Raw genomic sequence first — 7,537 nt, 5'->3', positions numbered from 1 at the left:
GGGGGGGGGGGGGGGGGGGGGGGTAATTTCGTATACGAATAGCTAACTCCGCCTGAAAATAGAAATGCGTGCAAAAGGAAAAAGCACAGAAACTGCTTCGAATTCATACTGGAAACTAGGCGAGTTCACCTTCGGTCGTTCTTAAACTAAAACCCGCATCGTAACCTTCCACAGGGGCTAGGCATATACCGAATGAAGGCTGAAGGCTTGCGGTCGGGAAATGGGCAGAGTGAAAGTCTCCTCTCCCATGATGAGTCGTTGCCTTCGCTCCTTCTGCCCCTGCCCACTCACTTATTTGCGCTTCGCACTGGTCGCCGCGCTAACCAGTCTCTCGCTCGGGCTTGGCGGTTGCGACGGAGAGCGGGGGCAGGAGGAAACGGCTTCTCGCAAGGCCGTAGACAGCCGCGCGCCCAAGAGGGTTTTCCGCGTGGGCAATGGCACGGAGCCGCAGGACTTGGATGGCCAGACGGTCACAGGCGTTCCCGAGCATAAGATCATCATGGCTCTCTCTGAGGGCTTGCTCGGCCAAAACCCGCACACGCTCGAACCCATCCCGGGAATGGCCGAGCGCTGGGAGGTCTCGGACGATGGCCTCACCTACACCTTTCACCTGCGCGAGGGGCTCAAATGGAGCGATGGAGAGCCGCTGAGCGCCGCCGAGCTTGTCGCCTCGTTCCAGCGCATCCTCTCGCCTGCGCTCGCTGCGGACTACGCCTACCTCGTCTACAATTTCGTCGAGGGCGCGCGCGATTACTACGAGGGCCGCCTCAGCGATTTCGCCCAAGTCGGCTTCTCCGCACCCGATGCGCGCACCTTCGTCGTCCGGCTCAAAAATCGCACTCCCTTTCTGCTCAAAATGATCGCAGGGCACTACGCGTGGTGGCCGGTGCCCGTCCGCGTCATCGCCCAGCACGGAGCCGTCGACCAGAAGCGCACGGCATGGACGCGCCCCGGGCGCTTCGTCGGCAACGGCCCTTTCCGCCTCAAAGAGTGGTCGCCCAATCAGCGGATCATCGTCGAGCGCAACCCGCACTACTGGGATGCGGCGACCGTGCGGCTCGACGAAATCCACTTTTATGCGAACGACGACGTCGCGACTGCCGAGCGGCTTTTTCGCACGGGCAAGCTCGACCTCACCGAGGGCTTGCCCAGCTCAAAAATCGCGCCTTACGCCCGCGACCAGCCCGAAGTCCTCCAGCGCGACCCGCTGCTCGCGCTTTATTTCTACCGCGTCAATGTCACCCGCCCGCCGCTCGACGATGTCCGCGTGCGCCGCGCGCTCGCGCTGGCAATCGACCGTGAGGCCCTAGTCCGCCACGTCACGCGTGGCGGCGAGGTCCCCGCCTATGCCGTGAACTACCCGGGCACAGCGGGCTACGTGCCCGAAGCGCGGCTCAGTGGCACGCTCGACGACGCGCGCGCGCTCCTCGCCGAGGCTGGCTATCCGAGCGGACGCGGACTCCCAAAAATCGAGCTGCTCTACAACACCTCCGAAAGTCACCGCGAAATCGCCGAGGCCGTGCAGCAAATGTGGAAGAGCACGCTCGGCGTAGAGGTCGAACTCGTAAACCAAGAGTGGAAGGTCTACCTCGACCGCCAAAACACCGGCGACTTCATGCTCCAGCGCGGCGGCTGGGTCGCCGACTATGTCGACCCCCATGTGTTTTTGGAAATCTGGGAAACGGGTAATGGGAACAACAAAACCGGCTGGGGTTCGCCCGACTATGACGCGCTCCTCCATGCCGCACTCGCCGCGCAAAACGACGAAGAGCGCTACGCGTATTACCAGCAGATGGACGCCCTCCTCGTCGAGGAGCTCCCCATCATCCCGGTTTACTATTATGTGAAAAAGGGACTCCTAAGCCCGCGCGTAAAAGGCTACTACCCCACCCTCCTCGACATCCATCCCTACAAGTTCATTTACCTAGAGGATTGAGCTTACAGCGACTCACTCACGCTCCGGCCACCGCCTCCTCCAGAAATGTTGCCCTTCATTCTCCGCCGCACTCTGCAAATCGCCGTCGTCCTATGGGTGATTATCACGGCGACATTTTTCATGATTCGCTTCGTGCCGGGCGGGCCCTTTACCGCGGAAAAAGCGGTCACGCCCGAAATCCTGCGCAACCTCGAAGCGCACTACGGCCTAGACCGGCCGCTCTGGCAGCAATACCTCGACTACATGGGCAAGCTCGTCCTGCACGGCGATCTCGGCCCCTCGTTTAAATACGCCAGCCGCAGCGTAAATGAGATCATCGCCGACAAGCTGCCCGTCTCGCTGGAACTCGGCGCACTCGCGCTCGGCGTCGCCCTCGCAGTCGGGCTGCCGCTCGGCCTCGTCGCGGCCGTCCGCCGCAACACCCTCCTCGACTACTTGTGCAGCTCGGTCGCGATGCTCGGGATCTGCGTGCCGACCTTTGTCCTTGGGCCGCTGCTCGTTCTCTTCTTCGCAATCAAACTCGGCTGGACCAACGCCTCCGGCTGGTATGGCCCGGGCGACCGCGTCCTGCCCGCCCTCACGCTCGGGCTCGTCTACGCGGCCTACGTCGCCCGACTCACGCGCGGCGGCATCCTCGAAGTATTGGGCCAAGACTACATCCGCACCGCCCGAGCCAAAGGCGCCAGTGCGGCCCGTATCCTTTGGCAGCACGCGTTGCGCGGCGGGCTTCTGCCCGTGGTCTCGTTTCTCGGCCCCGCGATTGCGGGCATCCTTACCGGCTCGTTTGTCATCGAGACGATTTTCCAAATCCCCGGGCTCGGACGCGAGTTTGTGCAAAGTGCCTTTAACCGCGACTACACCCTCGTGCTCGGCACGGTGATTCTCTACGCGACGCTCATCGTCGTGCTAAACCTCGCCGTCGACATCGCCCAAGTGTGGCTCAACCCGCGTCGCAAATTCGAGTGATAGCCCATGAATGCGCCAAGTAACGACGCCCGCGGCGATTTACGCCCCGATGACGAGCCGCCAACACTTGACGACGGCTCGCAAAATAAAGGTGAAGCTGAAGCCTCTGGCTCCCTCTGGCACGACGCGTGGCGGCGACTCGCGAAAAACCGCTTGGCCGTTTTCGGTGCGGGCGTGCTCGCGCTGCTCACGCTCGCCTGTGTCTTCGGACCGCTCTTCAGCTCCTACCGTTACGACGCCCAAGACCTCATGCTCGGGGCGAGCGCCCCCAGCGCGGCGCACTGGCTCGGCACCGACACGCTCGGGCGCGACCTCTTCGTGCGCTTGCTCGTCGGCGGGCGTATCAGCCTAGGCGTCGGGCTTTGTGCGACACTCGTCGCGCTCGTGATCGGCGTCGTTTACGGCGCAGTCGCAGGCTTCGCTGGGGGGCGAGTCGATACGCTCATGATGCGCATCGTGGACATCATGTATGCGCTGCCCTTCACGATTTTTGTCATCCTGCTAATGGTCTTTTTTGGCCGAAACATCGTCCTGCTCTTCGTCGCAATCGGCGCAGTCGAGTGGCTGACGATGGCCCGAATCGTCCGCGACCAAATCCTCTCGCTTAAAAAAATGGAGTTCATCGAAGCCGCTCAGGTGCTGGGTCTCGGACGGCGGCGAATCCTCTTTCGGCACATGATCCCCAACGCGCTCGGGCCCATCATCGTTTACACTACCCTCACCATCCCCGCCGTGATGCTCCTCGAAGCCTTCTTGAGCTTCCTCGGGCTCGGCGTGCAACCGCCGCTCAGCTCCTGGGGCGTCCTCATCAAAGACGGCGCGGAGAAAATGGAAGAGTTTTGGTGGCTGCTCTTTTTCCCAGGCGGGCTCTTCTCGCTAACACTCTTCTCACTCAACTTCCTCGGCGACGGACTGCGCGATGCCCTCGATATCCGCAGCGCAAAAGACTGATCCCAAGCGCGCCGCGCTCCCCCCAAGCCCATTTCCCGATGCGCCGCTTCCGGCCCTACCTCCACTACCTGCGCCCCGCCCGCGCCCAACTCGCGCTCGCACTCGCCGCCCTATGCCTCTACTCGGCGGCCAACGGCTTCGGGCTGCCCTACCTGCTGCCCACCGTGTTCGGGCCCATCTTCGACAGCGAAGAGCGCAGCATGGAGCTCGCCCAAGTCGCCCGACTCGCCCTGCTCGTCCCCGCGCTCTTCCTCGTGCGCGGCATAGCGGGCTACCTGAGCGCCTACCTGTTTCAGTCGATCGGCACGCGCATCCTAGAGGCCATCCGCGTCGATTTTTTTAGAAAACTCCAACACCTGCCACTCGCCACCCTACAACGTTACCCCAAAGGCGACCTCACTTCGCGCGCCATTTCCGACGCACAGCAAGTCCAAGCCACCATCACCTCGATCGCCAGCGAAGGCATAAAACACCCGCTCTCACTCATCGGCGCGCTCAGCTACGTCGTCTACGCCGCGATCACGACTGAGGGCCTCACCCTCGCGCTCGTGTGCATGGCCATCGTGCCGCTCAGCGTATTCCCCGTCCGCTACGTCGGGCTAAAAGTCCTGCGCCGCGCCCGACAAGCGCAAGTGCAGATCGGCTCCATCTCCTCGCTGCTCACCGAAAACCTCGGCGCCGCGCGCGAAGTCCGCGCCTTCAGCCTCGAAGCCCACGCCACCACCCGCTTCGCCCAAGCCTCGCGCCTGCTGCTCACCGCGCAGATGAAAATCGTCAAATACTCCCTCGCGCTAACCCCGACCATCGAAGTCCTCTCTGCACTCGGCATCGCCATCACCCTCGTCTTCGCCTACCGCACCGGCATCACCTTTAGCAGCCTCATGGGCGTCCTCACCGCGCTCTACCTCTGCTACGAACCCGTAAAAAAACTCGGCGCGCTCAACGCCGACCTAAGCCGCGGAGCCGCCGCGCTCGACCGCCTAGAACCCATCCTGCGCGAGCCGCTCACCCTAACCGACCCCGCCGAACCGCGCACGCTGCCCGCCTCACCGCGCGGCGAAATCACCTTTGACCAAGTCTCCTTTGCCTACACGCCCGACGCTCGCTGCCCCACGCTCGACCGCGTTTCCATAAAAATCCCAGCAGGCACCACCTGTGCCCTCGTCGGCCCCAGCGGCGGCGGCAAGACCACCTTCGTCAACCTCATCCTCCGACTCCACGACATCGCCTCCGGCACCATCGCAATCGACGGCGTAGACATTCGCCAACTCCGGCTCGCCGAGCTGCGCCGCCACATCGCCATCGTCTCGCAAGAACCCGTCCTCTTCAACGACAGCATCTACAACAACCTCCTCCTCGGTCGCCCCGACGCCACCCGCGACGAAGTCCTCGCCGCCGCCCGCGCCGCTCACGCTGACGAGTTCATAAAGACGCTCCCCCAAGGCTACGACACCCCAGTAGGCGAACACGGAGCCCTCATCTCAGGCGGCCAAAAACAACGCATCGCCATCGCCCGCGCCTTCCTGCGCGACGCCCCCATCCTCATCCTCGACGAAGCCACCTCGGCCCTCGACGCCCAAAGCGAGCAAGCCATCCAGAACGCACTCCAACACCTCGTCATCGGCAAAACCGTGCTGATTATCGCCCACCGCTTCAGCACCATCCGCGATGCCTCCACTATCCTCGTCCTCGACCAAGGCCGCCTCGTCGCCAGCGGCCCGCACGCCGAGCTCTACGCAAACACACCCCTCTACCGCAGCCTCTACGACCGACAAACCACACTCGGAAACGACGCCAAGGCATGAGCCGAAAAGAGAATGCGCCAATCCCCTCAACACCTAAAAATGGCGTTCTGGGCGGCGCGCCAACGCGCGTGTCATCCCCCCAAAAAAGGATCCGCGCCCCTACCACCGAGCACAGCACAAATAAAAGCAGCCATAAAAGCAGCCCACGACTGCTAGTCATTCTCCGCCGGTATTTAGGCGACATCGCGCTCCTCGGCTCAGTCTTCAAAAACCTGCGGCTGCATTGGCCGGAGGCGCAAATCGCGCTCCTCAGCGAACGCCCCTACGCTCCAGTCGGCGCACTGCATCCCGACCTCGACCGCGTGCGCAGTTTCCCACGCAAACTCTGCGAGTGGCCGGATTTCATCCGCGAGCTGCGCCGCACAGGCTTCACCCACGTCCTCGACTTCGACAACTCGGGCAAAACCGCCCTCATCGCACGCCTCAGCGCTGCGCCCGTGCGCGTGACCTACGAGCGCGAAGGCAAGCCCCTTCGCCAAGCTTGGGCTTACACGGCCACTGTTAAAATCTCGGCCCACGACTATCACCGCCAGCACATCACCGAAACCTACCTCGCACTACTCAGCGAAATCGGCGTCCCCATTCGCAGCCGAGAAATCGACCTCAAACCGAGCCTCGCCGACCAAGCCCGCGTCCAAAAATTCGCCCGCCCCGCCGCGCCTTTATCTCCACTCATTGGCACCGGGTTATCTCACGCTTTCGGGCACGAGCTCGGGGGCATGGAGCCACGAGTCCCTGCTTCCCAAAGCAGTCTGCGACTCCTGGTGCACCCCGGCAGCCGCAGCAGGTTCCGGCTCTGGCCAGCGGAGCGTTTCGCCGCTGTCTGCGACCAACTCCAAGATGAACTCGACGCCCGCATTTTCTTAATCGCGGGCCCAGGCGAGCGCGCTATCGCACACGCCATCCGCGAGGCCGCCCGCTCGCATCTCGTGCTCATCGACGAAGTCCTCTCAATCAGCGAGTTCGCCGCGCTGTGCCAACACTTCGACCTGATGCTCTGCCACGACAGCGGCCCCATGCACATTGCCGCCGGAGTCGGCACACCCGTCGTCGCACTCTACGGCTCACAAAACACGCGCACTTGGGCCCCACTTGGCAAAGGGCACCGCGTCCTACAAGCCGCGCTTCCTTGTAGCTGCCTTGCGGATACACCGACACCCTGCGTCAAAGCGGACTCCTACCGAAACTACTGCGTCCGCAAACTCTCAGTCGAGGAAGTCTACGACGCAGTGATCGAAGCCGCGCGCACAGAATACCAATCGCTTTACAGCGATTAACGTTTTCTCAAACGCCGCAGGCCCTCGCCCAAAATATCCAACGGGCGTATCGGCTTTTCAGAAGCGGCATCCGACCTCGCTTCATCCGCAGTGTCACTCGTCTTGCCGCCCGCGCTGCCGCCGAGCAGCCCACCCATTAAAGAATCCTGCAGCCCGCGCAAAAGTCCGGCGGTCGAGCCGCGCGCACCGACGGAAATATTTTCCAAGCGCAGCTTGCCCTCTCCTAGCCGCAGCCTGCCGCCCACTTGGCGCAGTTCGAGTTGACCGAGATAGCTCACGCTCCCCAGAAGGACGGAGGCTTCGCCGTCCCAACCCTGCCAAAACGGGACAGTCGGTGCCTGCTCCGCATCGTCCGAGTTCGAGGCCAACGCGACAAGAAATTGGAAGTCATCAAGGAATACCTTCTCGCCGTGCAGCTTGGCCGACACCGTCCCTCCGCTCCCCGGCTGAGTCGGATCGTTAAGCTGCGCCGTCCCCTCCAGCTTTAAATCCGAAACCCGCTGCCGCGTCGCACTGCGCACCGTTAGCGGCAAGGATAGCGTGACTGCCCCCGAGCCATCATGCTCGGCACCGAGCTGCGCTTCGAGATTCGGCAACGCGAT

The 7,537-nt window shown here is 62.8% G+C and carries 6 protein-coding genes; 5 read left to right on the top strand and 1 reads right to left on the bottom strand.

Annotated features, from left to right (window positions below; all coding sequences use genetic code 11):
- Positions 1 to 247: 247 nt before the first annotated feature.
- The 5 genes from AXK12_RS01915 (at position 248) to AXK12_RS01895 (ending at position 6,935) form a co-directional block, all read left to right on the top strand.
- Positions 248 to 1,936 carry a peptide ABC transporter substrate-binding protein gene (locus tag AXK12_RS01915; RefSeq protein WP_231863482.1) on the top strand — a complete coding sequence of 563 codons (1,689 nt, stop codon included), beginning with the start codon at positions 248 to 250 and terminating at the stop codon, positions 1,934 to 1,936.
- A 45-nt stretch (positions 1,937 to 1,981) separates the two neighbouring features.
- A complete protein-coding gene (locus AXK12_RS01910) occupies positions 1,982 to 2,902 on the top strand; it encodes an ABC transporter permease (RefSeq protein ID WP_068711088.1) in 921 nt (306 codons plus the stop codon).
- Between the two features lie 6 nt (positions 2,903 to 2,908).
- Positions 2,909 to 3,853, top strand: coding sequence for an ABC transporter permease (locus AXK12_RS01905; protein WP_082782570.1), 945 nt, complete (start codon positions 2,909 to 2,911; stop codon positions 3,851 to 3,853).
- Between the two features lie 38 nt (positions 3,854 to 3,891).
- Positions 3,892 to 5,658: an ABC transporter ATP-binding protein gene (locus tag AXK12_RS01900; RefSeq protein ID WP_068711087.1), complete on the top strand. Its 1,767-nt coding sequence runs from the start codon at positions 3,892 to 3,894 to the stop codon at positions 5,656 to 5,658.
- A 68-nt stretch (positions 5,659 to 5,726) separates the two neighbouring features.
- Positions 5,727 to 6,935: a glycosyltransferase family 9 protein gene (locus AXK12_RS01895; protein ID WP_068711086.1), complete on the top strand. Its 1,209-nt coding sequence runs from the start codon at positions 5,727 to 5,729 to the stop codon at positions 6,933 to 6,935.
- On the opposite strand, the gene AXK12_RS09235 is transcribed toward AXK12_RS01895, so the two are convergent.
- Positions 6,932 to 7,537, bottom strand: a 606-nt coding sequence (locus tag AXK12_RS09235; protein WP_425479042.1) for a hypothetical protein, incomplete at its 5' end; no start/stop codon positions are given. The two genes, AXK12_RS01895 and AXK12_RS09235, sit on opposite strands and share 4 nt — an antisense overlap.

Origin of the sequence: Cephaloticoccus capnophilus (assembly GCF_001580045.1) — a bacterium.
Lineage (GTDB): Bacteria > Verrucomicrobiota > Verrucomicrobiia > Opitutales > Opitutaceae > Cephaloticoccus > Cephaloticoccus capnophilus.
The sequence above is the reverse complement of the archived record's forward strand: the minus strand, read 5'-3'. Positions and strand labels throughout refer to the sequence as shown.

Coding starts and splice junctions, on each gene's coding strand:
- AXK12_RS01915 (WP_231863482.1), top strand. CDS start 248: ATGATGAGTCGTTGCCTTCGCTCCTTCTGCCCCTGCCCACTCACTTAT.
- AXK12_RS01910 (WP_068711088.1), top strand. CDS start 1,982: ATGTTGCCCTTCATTCTCCGCCGCACTCTGCAAATCGCCGTCGTCCTA.
- AXK12_RS01905 (WP_082782570.1), top strand. CDS start 2,909: ATGAATGCGCCAAGTAACGACGCCCGCGGCGATTTACGCCCCGATGAC.
- AXK12_RS01900 (WP_068711087.1), top strand. CDS start 3,892: ATGCGCCGCTTCCGGCCCTACCTCCACTACCTGCGCCCCGCCCGCGCC.